The sequence below is a fragment of the Streptomyces sp. WM6378 genome (assembly GCF_001279695.1).
GTDB lineage: Bacteria > Actinomycetota > Actinomycetes > Streptomycetales > Streptomycetaceae > Streptomyces.
On the sequence record NZ_LGDD01000288.1, the window covers coordinates 98,558 to 119,897 of the forward strand.

16 protein-coding genes are annotated in these 21,340 nt (G+C 70.4%); 6 read left to right on the forward strand and 10 right to left on the reverse strand.

Annotation, left to right across the window (positions count from 1 at the left end):
* Window positions 1–9 precede the first annotated feature (9 nt).
* The gene (locus tag ADK54_RS22005) at window positions 10–3,336 is read right to left on the reverse strand and encodes a S8 family serine peptidase (protein WP_053727384.1); all 3,327 of its coding nucleotides are present in this window, start codon (window positions 3,334–3,336) and stop codon (window positions 10–12) included.
* A gap of 231 nt (window positions 3,337–3,567) precedes the next feature.
* Here ADK54_RS22005 and ADK54_RS22010 point away from each other — a divergent pair, with 231 nt between their 5' ends.
* Window positions 3,568–4,038 (forward strand): NUDIX hydrolase, encoded by a 471-nt coding sequence (locus tag ADK54_RS22010; RefSeq protein ID WP_053727385.1) that lies wholly within the window; start codon window positions 3,568–3,570, stop codon window positions 4,036–4,038.
* Window positions 4,039–4,111: 73 nt separating this feature from the next.
* Here ADK54_RS22010 and ADK54_RS22015 read toward each other — a convergent pair whose 3' ends face one another.
* Window positions 4,112–5,146, reverse strand: coding sequence for a hypothetical protein (locus ADK54_RS22015; RefSeq protein ID WP_053727386.1), 1,035 nt, complete (start codon window positions 5,144–5,146; stop codon window positions 4,112–4,114).
* A 137-nt stretch (window positions 5,147–5,283) separates the two neighbouring features.
* Window positions 5,284–7,863 (reverse strand): aminopeptidase N, encoded by a 2,580-nt coding sequence (gene pepN, locus ADK54_RS22020; protein WP_053727387.1) that lies wholly within the window; start codon window positions 7,861–7,863, stop codon window positions 5,284–5,286.
* Between the two features lie 180 nt (window positions 7,864–8,043).
* Here pepN and ADK54_RS22025 point away from each other — a divergent pair, with 180 nt between their 5' ends.
* Window positions 8,044–8,694, forward strand: coding sequence for a DsbA family protein (locus tag ADK54_RS22025; RefSeq protein ID WP_053727388.1), 651 nt, complete (start codon window positions 8,044–8,046; stop codon window positions 8,692–8,694).
* Window positions 8,695–8,737: 43 nt separating this feature from the next.
* Here the strand turns inward: ADK54_RS22025 and ADK54_RS22030 are convergent, their stop codons facing one another.
* From ADK54_RS22030 to ADK54_RS22045, 4 genes are all read right to left on the reverse strand, one after another.
* Window positions 8,738–9,274 (reverse strand): DUF4240 domain-containing protein, encoded by a 537-nt coding sequence (locus tag ADK54_RS22030; protein WP_053727389.1) that lies wholly within the window; start codon window positions 9,272–9,274, stop codon window positions 8,738–8,740.
* Window positions 9,275–9,450: 176 nt separating this feature from the next.
* Window positions 9,451–10,092 carry a superoxide dismutase gene (locus tag ADK54_RS22035; protein WP_053727390.1) on the reverse strand — a complete coding sequence of 214 codons (642 nt, stop codon included), beginning with the start codon at window positions 10,090–10,092 and terminating at the stop codon, window positions 9,451–9,453.
* A 173-nt stretch (window positions 10,093–10,265) separates the two neighbouring features.
* Window positions 10,266–11,675, reverse strand: a complete 1,410-nt coding sequence (locus ADK54_RS22040; protein ID WP_053727435.1) for an amino acid permease — start codon at window positions 11,673–11,675, stop codon at window positions 10,266–10,268.
* Between the two features lie 151 nt (window positions 11,676–11,826).
* Entirely contained in the window at window positions 11,827–13,194 is a 1,368-nt protein-coding gene (locus tag ADK54_RS22045) for an amino acid permease (protein ID WP_053727391.1), read from the reverse strand.
* Window positions 13,195–13,452: 258 nt separating this feature from the next.
* Here ADK54_RS22045 and ADK54_RS22050 point away from each other — a divergent pair, with 258 nt between their 5' ends.
* The gene (locus tag ADK54_RS22050; RefSeq protein ID WP_053727392.1) at window positions 13,453–14,040 is read left to right on the forward strand and encodes a biotin transporter BioY; all 588 of its coding nucleotides are present in this window, start codon (window positions 13,453–13,455) and stop codon (window positions 14,038–14,040) included.
* Between the two features lie 421 nt (window positions 14,041–14,461).
* On the opposite strand, the gene ADK54_RS22055 is transcribed toward ADK54_RS22050, so the two are convergent.
* Window positions 14,462–15,196, reverse strand: coding sequence for an LPXTG cell wall anchor domain-containing protein (locus tag ADK54_RS22055; RefSeq protein ID WP_078966532.1), 735 nt, complete (start codon window positions 15,194–15,196; stop codon window positions 14,462–14,464).
* Between the two features lie 264 nt (window positions 15,197–15,460).
* On the opposite strand from ADK54_RS22055, the gene ADK54_RS22060 reads away from it, so the two are divergent.
* Window positions 15,461–16,987, forward strand: coding sequence for a serine/threonine-protein kinase (locus tag ADK54_RS22060; RefSeq protein WP_063802031.1), 1,527 nt, complete (start codon window positions 15,461–15,463; stop codon window positions 16,985–16,987).
* Here the strand turns inward: ADK54_RS22060 and ADK54_RS22065 are convergent.
* Window positions 16,951–18,420 (reverse strand): amino acid permease, encoded by a 1,470-nt coding sequence (locus ADK54_RS22065; RefSeq protein ID WP_053727394.1) that lies wholly within the window; start codon window positions 18,418–18,420, stop codon window positions 16,951–16,953. The two genes, ADK54_RS22060 and ADK54_RS22065, sit on opposite strands and share 37 nt — an antisense overlap.
* A 181-nt stretch (window positions 18,421–18,601) precedes the next feature.
* On the opposite strand from ADK54_RS22065, the gene ADK54_RS22070 reads away from it, so the two are divergent.
* Together ADK54_RS22070 and ADK54_RS22075 are read left to right on the forward strand one after the other, a co-directional pair.
* Window positions 18,602–19,090: a ribose-5-phosphate isomerase gene (locus tag ADK54_RS22070; protein WP_053727395.1), complete on the forward strand. Its 489-nt coding sequence runs from the start codon at window positions 18,602–18,604 to the stop codon at window positions 19,088–19,090.
* Window positions 19,091–19,099: 9 nt separating this feature from the next.
* A complete protein-coding gene (locus ADK54_RS22075) occupies window positions 19,100–19,909 on the forward strand; it encodes an Fpg/Nei family DNA glycosylase (RefSeq protein ID WP_053727396.1) in 810 nt (269 codons plus the stop codon).
* On the opposite strand, the gene ADK54_RS22080 is transcribed toward ADK54_RS22075, so the two are convergent.
* Window positions 19,897–21,126 (reverse strand): GNAT family N-acetyltransferase, encoded by a 1,230-nt coding sequence (locus ADK54_RS22080; RefSeq protein ID WP_053727397.1) that lies wholly within the window; start codon window positions 21,124–21,126, stop codon window positions 19,897–19,899. The genes ADK54_RS22075 and ADK54_RS22080 overlap by 13 nt on opposite strands.
* Window positions 21,127–21,340 lie beyond the last annotated feature (214 nt).

The window sequence follows — 21,340 nt, forward strand, 5'->3', positions numbered from 1 at the left end:
TACGAGCCGTTACTGCGTGACCTTCCCGATGATCACGCTGCCGGTGCCCGCCGCGGTGCCGCGCTCGTTCACCAGCTGGACCGTCCCGAAGAACTGGCGTCCCTCGGGAGCCGCGCCCGCCGCGACGACGTCCGCCGTCACCTGCGCCGAAGCGCCGCCCGCGAGCTTGACGGTCTTGCTCTCGTCGACCTTGACGGTGCCGAGCGAGGGAGCGAAGTACACGTCCTTGTAGGCGTACGTCGTCGAACCGGCCGGGACCGCGTAGCCCGCGACCTGGATCGTGTACGTGCCCGCGGCCGGCTTGACCAGGCTGACCGACTCGTCCGCGCTGCTCGTCGTCGACTGGGCGACCGTCCTGCCGTTCTGGTCCAGGACGTACAGGTCGAGGTCGGCGCCCGCGTCCGAGGTGCCGCCGATCGACACGTCCAGGTGCTCGACGCCCGCGCCGATGGTGACCGTGCTGGTCTGCGTCTCACCGGTCTTGATGGTGGGGGTCGCGACCTTCGCCGAGCCGAGCGAGCCGCCCTTCAGCTTGCCGTCGAGGGCGGCGAAGCCGTTGGTGACCTTCCACTGCACGGGGGCCGGGGTGCCGACCTTCGCCTCCGGCACCGACTGGGTGGCCGGGTCGAAGCTCACGCCGAGCACCGAGACGTCCAGCTTGTAGGAGTTGTCCAGGTACGGCGACGTACGGCGTGCCTCGACCTCGATCTCCCACACGCCGGGCTGCGGGTTCGCGTACGAACGCAGGTCCGGGCGGCAGGTGTTGGCGGGGTTGTCGTAGTTCGGGTAGCAGTTCGGCGTCGCCGTCGTGTCCAGGGCCACGCCGTAGGGGTGGATCGAGATGAAGCGGGTCTGGCTGCCCGAACGCAGCGCGCCCATGCGGACTTCCAGGTTCTTCGCGCCCGCCGGGACGTTCAGGAAGTACGACTTGGTGGAGTTGCGCTGCACCGTGGACGACGCCGAGAAGGTGTAGCCGGGGCCGGCGACCGGGGTCGCGACGATGACCGTGGCCATGACCTGCTGGTCGACGCCGACCGTCTTCGGGTCGTCGACCTGGAGGATCGCGCTGTGCACGCCGCCGGACTTCGGCTGCGCCTGAACCTTGACGGTGACGGGCTTGCCGAGCGGCAGGCTCACCTCGTCGTCGCCGAGCACCTTGAACGTGCCGTCGTCGTTCTTGAGCGACAGCTTGTGCTTGACGTTCTTGTCGGGGCCCGTGGTGCGGGTGACCGTGACGTCGTACGTCTTCTTCTGCCCGGCCTTCAGGCCGCTCTCGCGGTCGTAGATGCCGGTGCCGACGTTCGGCGTCTTCAGCGCGAAGGAGAGTGCGCTGGAGACGGGCGCGGTGACCGTGTACTCGTGGGCCGGGGCGTGCTTCTTCGCGGTCTGCTTGATCGCGTCCCAGGCGCCCACGATGTTGATGAGCCCGGCACCCTCGGAGTAGGCCTGAACTCCCTTGATGTGCTTGGCGGTTGAGGTGAGCGCGGTGCGCAGGTCGGCCGGCGGCAGGTCGATGCCCTGCTGCTTGGCGGCCGAGATCAGGAGCGCCGAGGCGCCGGCGGCCTGCGGGGAGGCCATCGAGGTGCCCTGGAGCATCGAGTAGCCGGCCGGCAGGGTGTAGCCCGACTCCTTGACCGGGCTGCCGGGCAGCCAGGTCTGGGTGGTGTTGATGGCCGCGCCCGGGGCGGTCAGAGTCGGCGTGAAGCCGCCGTCCTCACGCGGGCCGCGCGAGGAGAACGGCATCATCTGGTAGTCCGTGGACACCCCGGAGCCGTAGTTGGCGGCCCAGGTCTCCTTGGAGATGCTCGCGCCGACGGATATGACGTGGTCGGCGAGGCCGGGGTCGCCGATGGTGTTGACGCCCGGGCCGTCGTTGCCGGCCGAGATGACCAGCTGGACGCCGTAGCTGTCGATGAGGCGCTTGTAGAGCTCGGCGCGCGCGTTGTTGCCGTCGTTGAGCGCCGGCAGGCCGCCGATCGACATGTTCACGATGTCGACGTGGCGGTTGGTGACGAGGTCGATCATGCCCTCGGTCAGCGCGATGTTGGTGCAGCCGCCGTCCCAGTTGCAGGCGCGCGAGGAGACGATCTTCGCGCCGGGCGCGGCACCGCTCATCTTGCCGCCGAACAGGCCGTTCGCGGAGGTGATGCCCGCGACGTGGGTGCCGTGCTCGGACTCGATGACGCCGATGTTGACGTAGTCCGAGGTGTGCCCGGCCGCGTCGTAGACGACGTTCTTGCGGATCTCGACGGTGAACGGGACGCGCTCGGCGACGTCGGTCGCCGGGTTGTCGGTGCCGAAGTAGCCGACCTGGTAGCCGTCCTTGTACGGCTTCATCGGCACGTCGTCCGTGAAGTCGTTGTTGTTGTTCAGGTCCACGCGGACCGTGCCGGCCACCGGGTCGTAGAGCACGCCCCAGGTGTCGGTGGTGTCGCCGTCCCGGTTCAGGTCGCCCTTCTCGTCGCCGCCCGCGGTGACCTTCTCGGCGAAGGTGGAGAAGTCGTACGAGCCCGCCGGGGCCTTCCACGTCTTGCCGCCGGCCGTGAACGTGGGCCCGGACACAGCCGTGTTGGCGCGCAGCCAGGTGCCGTCGTTGTCCTGCACCGGGTCGGTCGCGGTGACCCAGTCGACGATCTTGCGCTCGCCGGTGGTGGTCTTCTGGAGCGCCGGGTGGCCGAGGTCGACGCCCGAGTCCAGGATGCCGATGGTGACCCCGCGGCCGTCCGCCTCGGGGTGCTGCTTCACGAAGTCGACCGCACCCGTCTCGAAGTTCGGGTTGTACGGGTTCTTCGCGGGCGTGTCCTTGCCCGGCGCCGGATAACTGCCCGAAGTGCGCAGCTGCTTCGCGGACTTGGTGGTGTCCGCGGAGGGCGTCGGGTCGTCCAGCTGGATGTCCTGCTTGAGGTCGATGCCGTGCACCGAGGGCAGTTTCGCGGCCGCCTTCAGGGCCGCCTCGGCCCGCGCCGTCGGCAGCGTCGCGCGGACGTAGCCCAGCTTGTCGTCCAGCTTGCCCACGGTCGCCCCCGCGACCGCGTGCAACTGCTGGGTGACGGCGGAGGTGGCGCCCGGGGCGGTCGCCACCATCACGGTGACGCTCTTCTCGCCCTTGGCCTGCGCGTCGGCGAGGCGCTGCTCGTCGGCCTTGCCGAGCTTGTCCTCGGCGGTCTTGGCCGGAGCGGTCTTGACCGGCGGCGCGGTCCACGGGTCGTCGCCGCCCGTCGCGGCGAAGGCGGGTGCGGCGCCCGTCGCGACGAGCGCGGCCACCAGGCCGGCCGCCGCCGCGATGCGGGCGGTGCGTCTCGCCCCGGGTATGGAGCGCGGGGATTCAGTGGTCATTCAGCATCCCTATGAGGTGGGTAAGGGCCCGGCCGCAGAAAACGGTTCGACTTTCGGTGCCGGATGACCGCTGAGCATTGCGTATATGACTGTTGTTTGTGGAGAGTTGACCGTTACGTGATGTGAACATGGCGCTTTCCCGCCAGTGCTCGGGACCCGCCAGGCCGACCCGGCCCGGTCGTCACGCCGGAGAGCGGCACCCCCGCGCACGCCGCCCCGTAACCTCACCGGATGAACACGGAGTTGCGGGTGGCGGCCTACGCCGTATGCGTACGGGAAACCAGTGGTGTCCAGGAGGTCCTGCTCGCCCGCTGGGTGGCCGGGGACGGCACCAAGCGGTGGACGCTGCCGGGCGGCGGCATGGACCACGGCGAGGACCCCCTCGACACCGTGGTGCGCGAGCTCGACGAGGAGACCGGGTACGCCGTCGAACCGGTCCGGCTGCTCGGCATCGACTCGATCAACCGGCGCTACCCCCGAAAACTCGGCCGGTTCGCCGACTTCCAGGGCCTGCGCATCGTGTACGAGGCCCGCATCACCGGCGGCGAGCTGCGCCACGAGACCAACGGCTCCACCGACCTGGCCGCCTGGCACCCGCTGGCCGAGGTAGCCGCGCTCGACCGGGTCGAACTCGTCGACGTGGGACTGGAGTTGTGGCGCACCCGGCCGCCCACGGGCAAGGCCTCCCTGCCCGTGGACTGAGAGCCTGTGTCACCCATTCCGAACGCGGGCGACGGGCCGTTCCCCTCCGAAGGCCCGCCGCCCGCGACCGGAGTCAGCGGGGGAGCACCACCACATAGGCGGCGGGCTCCCGGTCGGTGGACGCCATCAGCGCGGTCCGCACCACGGTCGCCTGCTGTTCGAGGGACTCGCGGAGCTTCCTCGGCGTGATGTGCACGACGGTGATCCCGAGCCGTTCGAGCGCCTCGCGCTTGCGCGTGTACTCCGACCACAGGGCATCGTCGTCCTGACGAGGGGCCCGGGTGTCCAGCTCCACCGCCACCGCCTGCTCGGGCCAGTACGCGTCCAGGCCGCCCAGGTGCGGGCCGCCCGGCAGGCGCAGGTCCACGTTCCACACCGGGTCGGGCAGGCCGAACCCGCGCACCATCGCGTACAGCCGCTCCTCGGCGATCGAGCGCCCCTCGGCGAGCAGCGCGTCCACCGCGTCCACGACATGGGCCCGGGTCAGCAGCCGCGCCTGGGTCAACTCCCTTACGATCGCAGCCGGTTCGGTGTGGCCGCAGCGCACCGCCTCGGTGAGCAGGCGGCGTACGGCCTGGGCGTCGCCGACGACGGCGACCGCGTCCGCGAGGGCCCGCGGCACCGGCGCCACCGGCACCCCCGTGATCATCTCCGCGTACGGCATCGCGTGCGCCCGCACCAGCTGGACGCAGCCCGTCGAGCGCAGCCGCCGGGTGCGCGGCACCAGGATGTCGATCCGGTCGAGCGAGAGCAGCGGGGGAGCGGAGGAGAACCCGTGCAGCGCGAGCGCCGCGAGCCCGGTGACGATCGCCTGCGGCGCCTCGGCGGGGGCCTGGCCCTGCGCCGGGATGGCCTTGGTGCGCCCGGCGGCCGGCCACCCCGCGTACATCAGCGCGGCGTGCAGCCGCTCCTCGCTGGTGGCGGGGCCCGGGTGCAGCACGTACACGCCCGGAAGGAGCTGCTGCCACGGCCCGCCGGGCTGGCACTGGGCGGCGGTCCGCGCGGCCGAAACCCCGTGCGCGCGCAGCTGGTTGGCGGACAGGACGCGCCGCTGCACGTCGGTGAGGTGGCTCAGGGGGCGGGGGGAGAGCGGGGTGTTGTGGTTCATGCTGCGGGGTTTTCCGCAGCCGAACCGCCCACTAACCGCTGTTACATGCCCGTCGACAAATCCGGACAACCCCGTCCTAAAGTACGGGCGTTCGAGTGCCGATCAGGGGGCCCGTTCGCGGGCCCCCTCATCGGGCGTCAGACTGCGGCCGCCGCCGCGTCGCAGGCCTGGCCGCGCAGGGTGCGGGCCAGGTCGTCGCGGGCTTCGAGGACCAGGCGGCGCAGGGCCGGAGCCGCGTCCTCGTGCGCGGCGAGCCACTCGTCCGTGGCCGACAGCGTCGCCCCGTCGTCCTGGAGGCCGGGGAACAGGCCCTTGACGATGTCCATGCCGATCTGGATCGAACGCTCGGCCCACACCCGCTCGATCACCTCGAAGTACTTCGGGGCGTACGGGGCGGTCAGCTCGCGCTGCGAGGGCTGGTTGAAGCCCGAAATCGTGGCCTCCGCCAGCGCGTTGGACAGCGCGTCCGACTCCACGACCTGTGCCCAGGCCTGCGCCTTGACGGCCTCCGAGGGGCGCGCGGCCAGGCAGCGCACGTGGTGGCGCTTGCCGGACGCGGTGTCGTCGCGGGCCAGTTCCGCGTCGATCGCCGATTCGTCCACCACGCCGTGCGCGGCCAGCGGTTCGAGCAGCGCCCAGCGCAGCTCCTGGTCCACGTCGAGGCCGTCGATCTTCGCCGAGCCCGCGAGCAGCCCCTCAAGGAGCTGGAAGTCGGCGTCGGTGGCGGCCGTCGCCGCGAAGAAGCGGGCCCAGGTCAGTTGGTGCTGGCTGCCCGGCTCGGCGAGCCGCAGCTCGTGCAGGGCGCCCTCGGCGAGCAGCCGGCCGCCCTCCTCGCGCCAGGCCGGCACCGCGTAGTGGACGACCGCCGACCGGGCCTGGGAGTGCAGCATCTGGAGCACGCCGATGTCCGACTCGCGGCCCGCGTGCGCGAGGACGAGGGCGACGAAGTCACGGGCGGGCATGAGCGCGTCCCGCGTCAGGTTCCACAGCGCGGACCAGCACAGGGCGCGCGCGAGGGGGTCGCTGATGTCGCCGAGGTGGGCGCGCAGGGTGGCGAGCGAGCCCTCGTCGAAGCGGATCTTGCAGTAGGTCAGGTCGTCGTCGTTGACCAGGATCAGGTCGGGCCGCTCGGCCCCGGCGAGCTCGGTGACGACCGTGCGCGGACCCTCGACGTCGACCTCGGCGCGGGCGTAGCGCACAAGGGCGCCCGCCTCGCTGCGGTACAGGCCCACGGCGACCCGGTGCGGGCGCAGCTCCGGGTGGGAGGCGGCGGCCTCCTGGACGATCGCCAGCTCGGTGAGGCGGTCGCCGGCGTCGTAAGTGGCCACCGGCATAAGGGAGTTGACGCCCGCCGTCTGGAGCCAGGAGCGCGACCAGGTCGCCATGTCGCGCCCGGAGACCTCTTCGAGGACCGAGAGCAGGTCGCCCAGGCGGGTGTTGCCGTAGGCGTGCCGCTTGAAGTAGCGCCGGGCCCCTTCGAGGAAGGCGTCCCGGCCGACGTACGCGACCAGCTGCTTGAGCACGGACGCGCCCTTGGCGTACGTGATCCCGTCGAAGTTGAGCTTGGCGTCCTCCAGGTCACGGATGTCGGCCGTGATCGGGTGCGTGGACGGCAGCTGGTCGGCCCGGTAGGCCCACGCCTTGCGGTTGTTGGCGAAGGTCACCCAGCTGTTGGTGAAGCGCGTCGCCTCGGCCTGCGAGAACGAGCCCATGAAGTCGGCGAAGGACTCCTTGAGCCACAGGTCGTCCCACCAGACCATGGTGACCAGGTCGCCGAACCACATGTGCGCCATCTCGTGCAGGATGACGTTGGCCCGGCGCTCGTAGGCGGCCTGCGTCACCTTGCCGCGGTAGATGTACTCCTCGCGGAAGGTCACCAGGCCCGGGTTCTCCATCGCGCCCAGGTTGTACTCCGGCACGAACGCCTGGTCGTACTTCCCGAACGGGTACGGGAAGTCGAAGTTCTCGTGGAAGAAGTCCAGGCCCTGCTTGGTGACCAGGAAGACGTCGTCGGCGTCGAAGTGCCTGGCGAGCCCCTTGCGGCACATCGCGCCGAGCGGGATCTCCAGCTTGTGGCCGTCGTCGAAGGTGCGCGTGTAGGAGTCGGTCACGTAGTGGTACGGGCCCGCCACCACGCAGGTGATGTACGTCGAGATCGGCTCGGTCTCGGCGAACCGCCACACCCCGTCCGTCTCCTGGCCACCCGCGCCGTTCGACCACACCGTCCAGCCCTCGGGGGCCTGCGCCTCGAAGACGAAGCGGGCCTTGAGGTCGGGCTGCTCGAAGTTGGCGAAGACGCGGCGCGAGTCGGCCGGCTCGTACTGCGTGTAGAGGTAGACCTCGCCGTCCTCCGGGTCGACGAAGCGGTGCATGCCCTCGCCGGTCCTGCTGTACGCGCACTGGGCGTCGACCACCAGGACGTTGTCCTCGGCGAGGGAGTCGAGGGCGATCCGGTTGCCGTCGAAGACCTGGGCGGGATCGAGCGCGCGGCCGTTCAGCGTCACCGACGTCACCGACGGGGCGATCAGATCGGCGAACGTCGAGGCGCCGGGGCGCGCCGAGCGGAAGCGGATCGTGGTCAGCGACCGGAACGTGCGGGGCCCGTCCGGGGCGTCCCCGACCGCGGACCGCAGGTCGAGAGAGACTTCGTAGCCCTCGACGGACAGCAGCTCGGCCCGCTCGCGGGCCTCGTCGCGGGACAGATTCTCACCGGGCACGGGCACTCCTTCGTGTCTCGTTCGAACGGCCTCGATCCTCCCATGCCGCCCCGGCGGCGGCCGAGCGGGAATGAGATCGGCCGAATCGGACGCCGGGCGGAATGCTTTCGGCTGATGCCGGTGTTCGACCGTAGAGATGCATGCCTGACTGACCTTGCCCGATGTTGCCCGAGGAGAGACATGTCCGAGTCCGCCAAGACCCCCGTCGACTTCTGGTTCGACCCCCTCTGCCCCTGGGCCTGGATGACCTCGCGCTGGATGGTGGAAGTCGAGAAGGTCCGCGACGTCGAGGTCCGCTGGCACGTGATGAGCCTCGCGGTCCTGAACGAGGACCGCCTGGACGAGCTGCCCGAGGAGTACGCCGCGAACATGCGGCCCGGCGGCAAGTCTTGGGGCCCGGTGCGCGTCGTGATAGCGGCACAGCAGCTGCACGGCGACGAGGTCGTCGGCAAGCTGTACACCGCGCTCGGCACCCGCATCCACAACGAGGGCCTCGGCGTGACCCGCGAGTCCATCGCCGCCGCGCTGAAGGACGTGGGCCTGCCCGCCGACCTCATCGACTACGTCGACCAGGACACCTACGACGTCCAGCTCCGGGCCTCCCACAAGGAGGGCATCGAGAAGGTCGGCCAGGACGTCGGCACCCCCGTCATCGCGGTGCCGGGCGCCGACGGCGAGCAGATCGCCTTCTTCGGCCCGGTCGTCACCCCCACTCCGAAGGGCGAGGCCGCGGCCAAGCTGTGGGACGGCACCCTGCTGGTCGCCGCCACTCCCGGCTTCTACGAGATCAAGCGCAGCCGCACCGTGGGCCCCGACTTCAGCAACCTCTGACCGGCGCCGGGCGCCCGTGCCCGTCCGCACGGGCGCCCACCGCTCACTCCGCGTGCAGCGCCGCTAGCCGCGGCAGCCTGCGGGCCATCTCCGCGGCGTCGTCGAAGTCGAAGCCCCGGGCCGGGTCGAGATCCGGGTAGTCGATGGTGAAGCAGTCGCCGGGCAGCTCCTCGCCGGTCGCCTTGAGATGGGCGTCCCAGGCGATCGCGAGGACCGGCTCGCACTCCAGCTCCTCCCAGGTGACGGCCGCCTCCCGCACCGCGGCGAGCCCGGCCAGGCTGTCGGGATCGGCCACCGCGGCCTCGTACGCCTCGCGGCCCTGCGCTATGAGCCAGCCCCTGAAATAGTCGAACCCGTCGTCCGAGCAGCCGCCGTTGACCGTGTACGCGGCCGCCCACAGCGGGGTGGTGTAGGAGCGGGCCATCAGGTCCCACAGGACCTGCTGGGCCGCGCGGATCTCACCGGCCGGCCGCTCCGCGAGCAGCGCCGAGGCCCGCGCGGCGACCGCCTCCGCGTCACCGCCGTGCGGCACTTGCGCGCGGGCGTCGTCGATCAACTGCCAGAGCTCTGCTGTGTCCATACGTCGAGCATGGCACCCACCACTGACAACGCCCCGGCCGCTCGGGGCAGTTGCGGGTACGCACGCGACCGGCCCCCGCGAGTCACGTCCTCGCGGGGGCCGGCCGTCATTCCGCCTGCAAGTGAAGGTTGAGAAGACGATCACGAGCAGGACGTCAGGTGTCGTAAGGGCGTGCCTTACGGGGCCAGGATCAGGTTGTTGCCGGCCTGCTTGGCGGCGAGGTGGCGCTTCGCCACGTCCTGCCAGTTGACGACCCGCCACATGGCCTCGATGAAGTCGACCTTCTGGTTCTTGTACTGGAGGTAGAAGGCGTGCTCCCAGGCGTCGAAGACCAGGATCGGGGTCGAGCCCTGGCCGACGTTGCCCTGGTGGTCGTAGATCTGCTCGACCACGAGGCGGCCGCTGATCGGCTCGTAGGCGAGGACGCCCCAGCCCGAACCCTGCGTCGTCGCCGAGGCCTTGGTCAGCTGGGCCTTGAACTTGGCGAAGGAGCCGAAGGACTCGGCGATGGCGTCGGCCAGCTCGCCGGTGCCGTCCTTCTCCAGCGGCTCGCCGCCGCCGTCGCCCGTCATGTTGTGCCAGTAGATCGAGTGCAGGATGTGGCCGGAGAGGTGGAACGCGAGGTTCTTCTCCAGGCCGTTGATCGAGCCCCAGGCGTCCTTGTCGCGGGCCTCCGCGAGCTGCTCCAGGGTGTCGTTCGCGCCCTTCACGTACGCCGCGTGGTGCTTGTCGTGGTGCAGCTCGATGATCTCCGGGCTGATGACGGGTTCGAGCGCCGCGTAGTCGTACGGAAGTTCAGGAAGCGTGTAAATGGCCATGTCCGAGCCCTCCGACTGCTCACTGCAAATGCTTATTGCAATTGATGTGCAAGTGCACGCTACCAGCAGCAATGCGGCTGTGCAGCTAAGGGTGACCTCAGCAAAAAGTCCTGCGTCCCGAGGCCTAGGGCCAAGGGACGCAGGACAGTTGAGAGGGGAGCGGGGCCGTTCGGTCAGGCGTCGATCGGGGTCTGGGTCGACGTGCGCTGACGGACGTAGCCGATGATCGCGAGGACCAGGGTGAGGCCGCCCGTGTAGTAGAGCTGCACCCGCGTGCCGTCCTCGCGGGCCATCAGCACGAAGACCACGGCCATGCCGAACAGTGCGATCCAGGTGAGCCACGGGTAGAGCCACATCTTCACGACGAGCTTCTCCGGCGACTCGCGCTCAAGGCGGCGGCGCAGCAGCAACTGCGAGGCGGCGATGAAGAACCAGACGACCAGGATGATCGCGCCGATGGTGTTCAGGAGCCACTGGAAGATGTCGTCCGGACGCCAGTAGCTGAGCAGCACGCACACGAAGCCGAAGGCGGAGGAGACGAGCACCGCGACCCGCGGCACCCCGCCGGAGGTCTTCCCGAGCACCTTGGGGCCCTGGCCGCGCGAGACGAGCGAGCCGGCCATGCGGGAGGCGCCGTAGATGTTCGCGTTCATCGCCGAGAGCAGGGCGACCAGGATCACGACGTTCATGATGTGGCTCGCGGCCGGGATGCCGAGGTAGTCCAGGGTCGCCACGTAGGGGCCCTTGGTGGCGATGTCCTTCGCGGTCCAGGGCAGGAGCGTCACGACGACCGCCATCGAGCCGATGTAGAAGATCGCGATCCGCCACATCGCGGTGCGCACGGCCTTCGCGACGCCCTGGACGGGGTGTTCGGACTCGGCCGCGGCGATGGTGACCGTCTCCAGGCCGCCGTACGCGAAGACGGAGGCGAGCAGTCCGACGATGAGGCCCTCGCTGCCGTTGGGCATGAAGCCGCCCTGGCCGGTGAGGTTGGTCAGGCCCGGGGCGCTCGTGTCCGGCAGCACGCCGAGGATCGCGAGGACGCCGATGACCAGGAACAGGACGATCGCGCCGATCTTCAGCGCGGCGAACCAGAACTCGAACTCGCCGAAGTTCTTCACGGCCGCCAGGTTGGTGCCGCAGAACAGCAGCATGAACACGGCGACGAGCGCCCACTCCGGGACGCCCGGCAGCCAGCCGTGCACGATGCCCGCGGCGCCGATGCCCTCCAGGCCGACGGCCACGCAGAGCAGGAACCAGAAGGCCCAGCCCGCGGTGAACCCGGCCCACGGCCCGATCGCCCGCTCGGCGTGCACCGAGAACGAGCCGGACGCGGGATTGGCGGCCGACATCTCGCCCAGCATGCGCATGACGAGCATGACGAGCGCGCCCGATATCGCATAGGCGAGGATGATCGAGGGTCCGGCCGCGGCGATCGCGGTGCCGGATCCGACGAAGAGCCCGGCGCCGATGACGCCGCCGAGGGCGATCATCGAAAGATGGCGCTGCTTGAGACCATGGGTGAGCGGCGAGTCGGTCTGCGGCCGGCTGTCGTTCGGCGCGGGCGCGGTTGTCCGAGACATGGGCATGCCCTGTTCAGTAGCTGATCCACCGGGTCGGCGGCGCGGAGCCCACAGTCTTAGGGCGGCCCCGCTCAGAGGGAACACCCGACCGCTATGCGGACACCTGACTCACACAGCGTGAAGAGCCGGGTGCGTTTTGTTTACGTAAACTTCACACGCGGCGCGTGCGCAACTCCCGTACCCCTGCCACCAGAAGCACCACCGCCGTCGCTCCGGCCGACCACAGCACCTGGGGCCGGGCCGAGTCGTCGAAGAGCATCAGGACGAGCACCGCGGCCATCGCGGCGAGCGCGGCCCACGTGAGATAGGGGAACGCCCACATCTTCAGCGACAGCGTCTCGGGCGCCTCGCGCTCGATCCGGCGGCGCAGCCGCAGCTGCGAGAGGGCGATCAGCGCCCACACGAACAGGAGCACCGCGCCGACCGCGTTGAGCATGTAGAGGAACACCGAGTCCGGCCACTTCAGGTTCAGCAGGACGGAGACGAACCCGAAGGCCACCGACGCGAGCACGGCCCGGCGCGGCACCCCGCCGCCGGACACCTTCAGCAGGCCCTTCGGCGCCTCGCCCCGCTCGGCGAGCGAGAAGATCATGCGCGAGGAGCCGTACAGATTGGCGTTCAGGGCGGAGAGCAGCGCCACGAACACCACGATGTTCATGATCTGGCCGGCCGCCGGGATGCCGATCGAGTCGAGGACCGCGACGTACGGGCTCTGGCCCGGCTTCATCGACGTCCACGGCAGGAGCGTCACGATGACCAGCATCGAGCCCACGTAGAAGAACAGGATCCGCCACACCGCGCTGCGCACCGCGCGCCCGACCGCGCGGGCCGGGTCGTCGGACTCGGCGGCGGCGATCGTGACGACCTCAAGACCGCCGAACGCGAAGATCACCGCGAGCACCCCGGAGACCACCCCGCTCCACCCGGCGGGCAGGAAGCCGCCCTGGCCGGTCAGGTTGGACAGGCCCACCGCGGAGGTGTCCGGCAGCACGCCGAAGATCGCGAGCAGCCCGAGCGCCAGGAACGTGACGATCGCGAAGATCTTCAGGGCGGCGAACCAGAACTCGAACTCGCCGAAGTTCTTGACCGCGGCCAGGTTGGCGCCGGTGAACACCACCATGAAGATCAGCACCCAGGCCCACTGCGGAACCCCGGGCGCCCAGCCGTTCGCGATCTTCGCGGCGCCGGTCGCCTCCACGGCGAGGACCACGACGAGCAGGAACCAGTAGAGCCAGCCGACGCTGAAACCGGCCCAGCGGCCGAGCGCCCGCTCCGCGTGCACCGAGAACGAGCCCGACGCGGGCATCGCCGACGACATCTCGCCGAGCATCCGCATCACCAGCATCGCGATCGCGCCCGCGATCAGATACGAGACGACGATGCCCGGACCGGCCACCGCGATCCCGGCGCCCGACCCCACGAAGAGGCCCGCGCCGATCACCCCGCCGAGGCCGAGCATGGTCAGATGGCGCTGCTTCAGCCCGTGTGAGAGGGGCTCCGCGGGCAAGGAGTCGTGCATGGCCCTCGAACTTTCGGTTTATGGGGAACCTACAGTCTCGCGGAGTCCCGGCCTCCGGCGCAAAAGGGATACTCGACACCATCACCGCAGTGACGAGGGTCACGCCGGGCCACGCATGAATCCCGCCCTTTGTACGGACTCCACCAAGGCTTCAACGCCCGCTTTGTGGGCGGCTGCTGGTGATCCAGCGAGATTCAGTGGGCTAACGTCACCGTGTCCCCAGCACGTCCCGCTGCCCCAACACCTGCCGGAGTTCCGATGAGCACTGCGTCCGCCGCCGCCCCCCGCACCGGATCGGTACTCGCCGACCTGCTGCCAGCCTCCCGCACCAAGGGCATCGCGCTCGTCGTCGGCGGCGCGGCGCTGACCGGAATCGCCGCCCAGATCGCCGTGCCGATCCCCGGCTCGCCCGTGCCGGTCACCGGCCAGACCTTCGCGGCGCTGCTCGTCGGCGCGGGCCTCGGCGCGGGCCGCGGCTTCCTCTCGCTCGCCCTGTACGCGCTGGTCGGCATGGCCGGGATGCCGTGGTTCGCGGACGGCACCTCGGGCGCGGGCGGCGCCTCCTTCGGCTACGTCCTCGGCATGCTGCTCGCCTCCACCGTCGTCGGCGCCCTTGCCCGCCGCGGCGCCGACCGCTCGGTGCTGCGCACCGCGGGCACGATGGTGCTCGGCTCAGCGATCATCTACGCGGTGGGCGTCCCCTACCTCGCCGCCTCGACCGGCATGTCCCTGACCGCGGCGGTCGCCGCCGGCCTCACCCCGTTCCTCCTGGGCGACGCCCTCAAGGCGGCCCTGGCCATGGGCCTGCTCCCGGCCGCGTGGAAGCTGGTCGGCCGCAGGGGCTGACCTCCGCACCACTGACCATGCGAAAGGGCCCGGCATCTGCCGGGCCCTTTGTGCTGCCAGCACTTCTCAGCCGGAAGGATTCTTCGTTCCCGAACGAGTGAACGTGTCCACATCTCCGGCGGATGGGCCCGCCCGAGCTGTGCTTCCAGCTCACCACGGCCGGGATCGACCACGTGGGCATCGGCAACGGCTACCGCACCGTGTGACGGCGGAGAAGACCCTGGGCCTGCTGGTTCCCGACCAAGAAGCAGCCCACGAAGAGCCACTACCGGACGACGACGGTCACCGAACTCGGCGGCAAGTTCCTGCTCCCCGCGCCCTACCCGGCCCTGGACACCTCGCTCCTTCAGTTCCGGCCCGAACTCCCTTGCCGGGATGGCGAGTCCGCCGCTCGGCCATGCGCCGAGCGGCGTCGCGGTCGTCAGTGCCTAGCCATCCACCGCCGCCCCCGGGTCGTCCACCACAGGCCCGTGCCCCCGGCGATCAGGAACAGTGCGCCCGCCGCGGCCAGCGGCAGTACTCCGTCGTTGACGCCCGTCTTGGGGAGCTGGGGCGGTGCGGAGGGCGAAGAGGGTGAGGACGGGGTCGGGGTCGTCGGGGTCGGCGTCGGCGAGGCCGTGCCCGACGGCGGGGCGGCGGGGACGTTGTCCGTGCCGAGCAGCAGCGGGGTGTCCGGCGCGTTCGGCGTCGGCTTGGTCGTGCCGAACGGCACCGGGCCCTGCTGCCACAGCACCTTGTCGCTGCTCCCCTCGGTCACCGGCAGGCAGACCTTGCCGGTCTTCGACAGGTCGTACGTCGCCGAGACGGTGTACGACTTCGACTGACCGGTCGCCAGGTCCGAAATCGCGCAGCCGTAGCCGCTGTTGGTGCCCGCCGGCAGCTTGTTCTTCGCGACCGGCACACAGCCTTTTACGCCGGTGATCTTCATGCCGTCCAGGCCGAGCACGGTCAGGGTGACCGGCCCGGTGGCCTTGCTGCCGTGGTTGGCGACCGTCGCCGTGAACGTGGTCCGGTGCGTCGAGTTGTTCACCTTGATCGTCGACGGCAGCTCGGTGGAGATCTTCAGGTCCGGCGGGGCGCTCGGCCCGGGCGTGCCGCCCTGGCTGCTGCCCGGCGTCGGATTGGCCGCGAACGCCGCCCCCGCTCCGAACGGCAAAATCAGCAGGGCGGCGAATACAGAGGCAAAAAGAGATCCTTTGTTTTTTCGAACGTGCATTTCCCATCCCCCTCACCCGCGTTGGGTGCATCTGTGCACAGAAGGGTCCCACAAGATTTCCAGGAATTATGCTGTGATGGTGTCACCGTCGTGAATCAGACCTGGTCACATTAAGTGCTGAGGGGGTGGGTGTTCATGCCGGGAACGCGGGGGCTATTGATCGCCGGGCGCTACCGCCTGGGCGAAACAATTGGCCAGGGGGGAATGGGGCGGGTGTGGCGTGCGGCGGACGAGATACTCGACCGGCAGGTCGCCGTAAAGGAAATGCGTATCAATGAACTCGATGCAGAGGACAGCCGAATTCGCCGCGAGCGCACCTTGCGCGAGGCTCGGGCCACCGCCCGGATCGACCACCCCAATGTGGTGCGGGTCTACGACGTGGTGGCCGAGGAGAGCGACCGGCTCTGGATCGTGATGGAGCTCGTCGAGTCCCGCTCCCTTGAGAAACTCCTGCTTGAGGACGGGCCCGTCGCCCCGCGCGAAGCCGCCCGCATCGGCGTCGGCCTCGCCGCGGCTCTCGTCGAGGTGCACGCGGTGGGCGTCCTGCACCGCGACATCAAACCCGGCAACGTCCTGCTCGGCCCCGGCGGCCGCGTCGTCCTCACCGACTTCGGCATCGCCGCCATCCAGGACGCGGCCGCCCTCACGGTGGTCGGCATGCTGGTCGGCTCGCCGGACTACATGGCGCCCGAGCGGGTCTCGGGCAAGCCGCAGGGCCCCGCGTCCGACGTGTGGTCGCTCGGCGCCACCCTGTGCGCGGCGGTCGCCGGCTGCTCCCCGTTCGCCCGCCCCTCCACCCTCGCCACCCTGCACGCCGTGCTCTACGAGGAGCCCGAACTCCCGGACTCGGCAGGCCCGTTGGCCCCGCTCCTCGCGCAGCTCCTGGTCAAGGACCCCGAGCTGCGGCCGGGCCTGGACGAGATCGCCGCCCGCCTGATGCCGATCGCCGCGCCCCCCACCGTCCTCGCCGCGGGACCGGCGCCCGCGCCGCATCCCCCCACCCTCCAGGTGTTCGGCGACCCGCCGCCCTGGCCCGGCAACCAGTCCGTACGGGAGGAACCGCCGCCCCCGCCAAGGGAGTTGACCTCGGCGCCCCAGCCCGTACCGGAGGAGCCGAAGCCGCCGCCCCGGCGCCCGTGGGCGCGCAAGCGCATCCTGCTCACGGCCGTCGTCGTGGTGGCGGCCGCCGTGGCCGCCGTCCTGATCGCCACGACCGCCAACCAGCACGGCGGGAGCGGCGCAGCCGGCGGCTCCAGCAGTGCCGCGCCGCCCACCGTGGACGGCACCTCGCGCCCGCCCTCCGCGACCCCGCCGCCCGGCTCGATCGACGAGACCGGCTTCGCCTGGATCCCGCCCAAGGGCTGGACCCGTACCGCCAAGAGCCCGTCCAACATCCACTACCACGCGCCGGGCGGAAAACAGGAGATCGCCGCCTCGTACGCACTCGTACGCGGCGGCGATCTCATGACCCAGTGGCAGGAGGCCGAGGCGGGTTCCCACGACGTGCCCGGCTACCAGAAGATCCGGCTCGACCGGACGACCTTCCACGACCAGCCCGCCATCATCTGGGACTACGACTTCACCCAGAACGGCATCCCGTGGAAGGCCCGCCAGATCGGCTTCAACGAGGGCGGCAAGTCCTACCAGATCAACACCTGGTACGAGGCCGACACGGAGTCCGCCGCCCTCGGCACCTACGACGCGGTGACGTCCTCGTTCACCCCGCTGTAGGCGGTGGCGCGGCCCGCGAGGACCTTCTCCTTGACCACCGCGATCACGATCACGATCGCCGCGACGAGCAGCGACAGGAGCACCTGCTCGCGCCCCGACTTGTCGAACAGCATGTAGACGAGGACGAAGGAGATCATCCCGATCGTCAGCCAGGTGAGATAGGGGAAGCCCCACATCTTCACGGTCAGCTTCTCCGGCTGCTCGCGCAGGATGATCCCGCGCATCCGCAGCTGCGTGAAGCAGATGACCAGCCACACGAACAGGGCGACCGCGCCCGAGGAGTTCAGGAGGAACGCGAAGACGGTGTCCGGCCACTTGTAGTTGAAGAAGACCGCGACGAAGCCGAAGACGACCGAGGACAGGATCGCGACCTGCGGCACGCCCCGCTTGTTCGTCCGGGCGAAGGACTTCGGCGCGTCGCCGCGCTCACCGAGCGAGAACGCCATCCGGGAGGCCGTGTACAGGCCGGAGTTGAGGCAGGACAGCACCGCCGTCAGGACGATCACGTTCATGATCTGGTCGGCGTGCGGGATGCCGATCGTCTTCAGGGCGGCGACGTAGGAGCCGTCCGCGACGATCGAGGGGTCGCTCCACTTCAGGAGGGTGAGCACGATGAAGATCGAACCGAGGTAGAAGACCGCGATCCGCCAGATCACGCTGTTGGTGGCCTTGGTCACGGCGCGGCGCGGGTCCTCGGACTCGCCGGCGGCCAGGGTGACGATCTCGGAGCCCATGAAGGAGAAGACGACCATCAGCACACCGGTGAGGATCGCGCCGTAGCCCTTGGGGAAGAACCCGCCCGCGTCCGTGAGGTGCGCGAAGCCCGCGCCCGGGTTGTGGGAGCCGGGCAGCACGCCGAACACCGCGAGCAGACCGATGACCACGAAGCCGCCGATCGCGACGACCTTGATCCCGGCGAACCAGAACTCGAACTCGCCGTACGAGGACACCGAGGCCAGGTTGGTGGCGGTCAGGACCACCATCACGATGAGCGCCCAGCCCCACTGCGGAACCCCCGGCACCCACTCGTGCAGGATCTTCGCGCCGGCCGTTCCCTCGACCGCGAGCACCACGACCCAGAAGAACCAGTAGAGCCAGCCGATCGAGAACCCGGCCCAGCGGCCGAGCGCGCGGTCCGCGTACGCCGAGAACGAGCCCGACGACGGGCGGGCCGCGGCCATCTCGCCCAGCATCCGCATGACGAAGACGACCATCACGCCGACGAGCGCGTACGAGAGCAGAATGGCGGGGCCTGCCGCGGCGATGCCGGAGCCGGAGCCCACGAACAGGCCGGCGCCGATCACGCCACCGATGGCGATCATGGACAGATGGCGGTTCTTGAGACCGGCCTTGAGGCCGCTGTCGGGCACCTGTGAATCACCGGGTATACCGGGCAGGCTGTCTTCCTTCGCAAGGGACGGCTGCGAGGTCATGGACGCTTCCTTACCTTTTCGGAGCACTCGGGTTACGAGCCCGTGCATTCAAGCCTGGACGGCTTCGGGACGGAAGACCTGAATCCGGATCGTTGTACTAGGACGAAAGTCCCAGGAGCCCGGGTCGAAAGGCTCCACCCCGCTCAGCCCTGCCCAGCCCCGCGCATGCCACACTCGGGGCATGCGCGTGTACCTCGGCTCCGACCATGCCGGCTTCGAACTCAAGAACCACCTCGTCGAGTGGCTCACGGCCCACGGCCACGAGCCCGTGGACTGCGGTCCGCACATCTACGACGCCCAGGACGACTACCCGCCGTTCTGCCTGCGTGCCGCCGAGAAGACGGCCGCGGACCCGGACTCGCTGGGCATCGTGATCGGCGGCTCCGGCAACGGCGAGCAGATCGCCGCGAACAAGGTCAAGGGCGTCCGCGCCGCACTGGCCTGGAGCGAGCAGACCGCCGCCCTCGGGCGTGAGCACAACGACGCCAACGTGATCTCCATCGGCGGCCGGATGCACACCGAGGCGGAGGCGGCCAAGTTCGTCGAGATCTTCCTCGCCACCCCGTACTCGGGTGAGGCCCGTCACACCCGCCGCATCGAGATGCTCACCGAGTACGAGACCACCGGCAAGCTCCCCGAGATCCCGGCCCACCACCCGCAGCAGGGCTGAGCGTCACCCATGCCTGAAGGGCACACGATCCACCGGCTGGCCGCCGACCACGACCTCATGTTCGGCGGCCGGCCGCTGCGCGTCTCCAGCCCCCAGGGCAAGTTCTCGGACGGCGCGGCCCTGGTCGACGGCCAGGTCCTGGAAGGCGCCGAGGCCCACGGCAAGCACCTGTTCCTCGGCTTCGGCCCCTCCGGCTGGCTCCACATCCACCTGGGCCTGTTCGGAAAGTACGGCTTCGGCGACGCCCCGGCCCCGCCGGCCACCGACACCGTACGGCTGCGCCTCCTGAACGACGACGCGTACGCGGACCTGCGCGGACCGACGACGTGCGCGCTGATCACCGACGGCGAGAAGCGGGCGATACACGACCGGCTCGGGCCCGACCCGCTGCGGGCCGCCGACACCGGCGAGAAGGCCTGGCAGCGGATCTCGAAGAGCCGCACCACGATCGCCGCCCTGCTCATGGACCAGAAGGTCATCGCGGGCGTGGGCAACGTGTACCGCGCCGAGGTCCTCTTCCGGCACGGCATCGACCCCTACCGGCTCGGCAAGGACCTGACCCGCGCCGAGTGGGACGCCGTCTGGGCCGACCTGGTGGAGCTGATGCGCGAGGGCGTCCGGCTCAACCGGATCGACACCGTCCGCCCCGAGCACACCCCCGAGGCGATGGGCCGCCCGCCGCGCGTCGACGACCACGGCGGCGAGGTGTACGTCTACCGCCGCGCCCATCAGCCCTGCCACATCTGTGGCGGCGAGATCCGCACCGCCGATCTCGCCGCCCGCAATCTGTTCTGGTGCCCCGGCTGTCAGAAGCCGTGAGGCAGCCACGGCGCGAGCTCGCTGCCGAACGCCGTCGAGGCCTCCGTCAGCGCGCCGGGGCGCAGCTCGCGCACCCGGCCCGCGCCCGCCAGTGAGGCGAGCGTGACCCCGCCCAGGTAGGCGGCGCCCAACTCCCTTACGGACAGGGCCAGTTCGGCCGGGTCCTCGGTGCGCACGCAGGACGCGCCCTTCGCGTCGCCGGTCAGCCGCCAGGGACCTGCGTTCCACGGACAGAACGCGTCCTCGACCTCCAGGACCACGTCGACGGGCGCCGCGTACGTGCGCGCCTCAAGGGCCGCGCCCACCTCGACGAGGCGCAGGTGCAGCGAGTCCCGGAGCCGGATCCCGCAGCGCCGCACATCGGACACCAGATGCTGGAAGGGGTCGTCGGCCGGGCGGCTCTTCACCTTCAGCGTGTTCGTCAGGTCGATGCCGAACAGGTAGCGCCACAGCGCCGCGGACACCGCCGGGTCCACGGCCTCCAGATCGTTCACCGTCACCGTGCCGTCCACGCCCGCCGGCCCCGACTTCGCGGCGACCCGGTAGCGGGCGTATCCGACGAGCTCCCCGTCGCGCTCGGCCAGCACGCACTGCAACGCCGAGGCGCCGTCCCGGTAGGACTCCGGGTCGCACGTGGTGAACCGGTCCCAGCCGGGCTGCCTGGCCAGCATGCCGGGGCGCCCCGGCACGAGGCGCGCGTACAGCGCCTCGCACGCGGCCAGCGAATCCGCCACCTTCACGTACCGCAGCCGCACCTCGTCGGTGCCGGGCGGCACATCGAGCCGGACCCGGGTCGTGTCGATCTCCGCGGACAGCGCCATCGTGGCGATGCCGTACCCGAACCGCCCGTAGATGGCCGGCTCGGACGCGGTCAGAACGGCCAGCGCCTCGCCGCGCTCCCGCAGGTCGTCGAGCTGGCGCCGCATCATCGAGGTGAGGATGCCGCGACGGCGGTGGGTGCCCATGACGCCGACCCCGGTCACGCCCGCGGCCGGCACCACGGCGCCGCCCGGCACGCTCAGGCGGAACGGGAAGGTGCTGGTGCCTGCCACGCACTGCGAGCCGTCCCACACGGCGATCGTCCGCGCGGGATCGATCAGCTCGCGCCACAGCTCGACTTCCTCGGGGGCATCCTGATTCCCCCCGAAGGCCACCACCAGGGCTCCGTACCACTCGTCCCACTCGGCCGGGTCCAGAACCCGCAACTCCATCGTCATGGGCCATGACTAGCAGGCAGGACGCGGCTGGAGCGAACGGATTTCCGGCACGGCCCGCCCCGGGGGCAGCCGGGCCGCGGGCTGTGCCCCGGCGGGCCGTACGAGGCCCCGGGGGAACGGATTTTCCTCACACCCCCCGTCGGGGGCACCCGCGCGGGGCGCGAGCGGCCCGGGCGCCGTGTCCGGCGGGCCGTACGCCTCCCTGGCTACCGGT